This window comes from Rheinheimera lutimaris, from assembly GCF_013283795.1.
GTDB classification, from domain to species: domain Bacteria; phylum Pseudomonadota; class Gammaproteobacteria; order Enterobacterales; family Alteromonadaceae; genus Alishewanella; species Alishewanella lutimaris.
The window spans coordinates 1-1209 of record NZ_JABSOD010000047.1 but is presented as its reverse complement, the minus strand read 5'-3'; the positions used below and the strand labels follow the sequence as shown (position 1 = coordinate 1209).

Here is a 1209-nt window from a genome sequence, read left to right as displayed (position 1 = left end):
TTTAGGTGGTAAGATTACCACGTTAGGAGAGGTGTTCAATGGCAAAACAACGTCGTACATTTTCAACAGAATTTAAGCGTGATGCAGCCGGTCTGGTGCTTGACCAGGGCTACAGCATTGCACAAGCCGTTAAGTCACTTGGTGTTGGTGAGACTGCACTTCGTCGCTGGGTAGAGCAGCTGGAGCAAGAACGCGGCGGGGTCACCCCCAAGTCTAAAGCCCTGACGCCGGAGCAGCAGCGAATTCAGGAGTTGGAGGCCAGAGTAAACAGGTTGGAGCGGGAGAAAGCCATATTAAAAAAGGCTACCGCACTCTTAATGTCAGACGAGCTCGAACGTACACGCTGATAGACCAGTTAAGAGAACATGAAGCGGTAGACATGGTCTGTGACATGTTTGATGTGCCCACGAGTAGCTATTACGAGCATAAGCAGCTTAGCAAGCAAATCAATGTTGAGCGGTTAGAGCAGCGCAGTAAAATCAAAGCCTTGTTTAAAGCGAGCCGGAACTCTGCCGGCAGCAGAAGCCTGCTCGGCATGATGCGTGAGCTGGGTTATGAGATTGGTCGCTTTAAAGTCATGAGCCTGATGAGAGAAGCCGGGATAGCGAGTAAGCAACCTGGTCCGCATCGCTATAAAACAGCGCTGGTTGAACGACCGGATATCCCTAATCATCTCGACAGGGAATTTGATGTCAGCGCACCTGATAGCGTGTGGTGTGGTGATATCACGTACATCTGGGCAGAAGGTCGTTGGCACTATTTAGCTGTGGTTTTGGACTTGTACCGTCGTCGTGTTATTGGTTGGGCGCTATCGGCCAAACCGGATGCAGAGTTGGCTGTTAAAGCACTGGATATGGCATATGAGCAGCGTGGCAGGCCGCAAGGTGTGATGTTCCATTCTGACCAGGGCAGTCAGTACGCCAGTCGCTTATTCCGTCAACGGCTGTGGCGTTATCGCATGGCACAAAGCATGAGTCGCCGTGGTAATTGTTGGGATAATGCCCCAATGGAAAGACTGTTTAGAAGCTTAAAGTCTGAGTGGGTACCGGTAACCGGCTATATGAGCAAAACAGAAGCACAGCGGGATATTAGTTTTTACCTGATGGATTATTACAACTGGAGCAGGCCACATCAATTCAACGATGGTGTGCCACCGGCAAAAGCTGAAGATCTATCTAATTTACTGTCCGGAATTAGTTGACCACTACA

At 49.9% G+C, this 1209-nt stretch carries 1 protein-coding gene; it reads left to right on the top strand.

Going from position 1 to position 1209, the window contains the following annotated elements:
* Positions 1-38: 38 nt before the first annotated feature.
* Positions 39-1201 (top strand): IS3 family transposase gene (locus tag HRH59_RS19140; RefSeq protein ID WP_173502857.1). Its coding sequence is split into 2 segments (ribosomal slippage): positions 39-294 and positions 294-1201, totalling 1164 coding nucleotides; the frame shifts between segments, so codons are not numbered across the junction.
* The last annotated feature ends 8 nt before the right edge of the window (positions 1202-1209 follow it).